Source organism: Streptococcus suis YS56 (assembly GCF_000440115.1).
Classification (GTDB): Bacteria; Bacillota; Bacilli; order Lactobacillales; family Streptococcaceae; genus Streptococcus; species Streptococcus suis_L.
In genome coordinates this window covers 1-381 of record NZ_ALMY01000073.1, presented here as the reverse complement: position 1 = coordinate 381, position 381 = coordinate 1, and the positions used below count along the sequence as shown (strand labels likewise).

The window sequence follows — 381 nt, the reverse complement described above, 5'->3', positions numbered from 1 at the left end:
CTGGATCCCTTTTCAGGTCAGGTCTATCTCTTCTGCGGAGGTCGAAAAGACCGATTCAAAGCTCTTTACTGGGATGGACAAGGATTTTGATTGCTTTACAAACGTTTTGAAAATGGGAAATTGACCTGGCCAAACAATGAAAAGGAGGTTAAAGTCCTCACTTCCGAGCAGGTAGACTGGCTCATGAAAGGATTTTCTATCAGTCCAAAAATAAATGTTTCAAAAAGTCGTGATTTCTATTGAAATCATGGCTTTTCTTTGTGTATAATGAGATAAAAAGAAGGAGGCTCGAGCGTATGGATGAGTTATTGGCAATTATTAAACAACAGACCTCAACGATTGAACAACTTACCAACGAGTTGAGCCTCCTTCGTGAACAGG

The 381-nt window shown here is 40.2% G+C and carries 1 pseudogene; it reads left to right on the top strand.

The features are described from left to right. Window positions 1-243: pseudogene (tnpB, locus tag SST62_RS1000000112685) on the top strand (IS66 family insertion sequence element accessory protein TnpB). Window positions 244-381 lie beyond the last annotated feature (138 nt).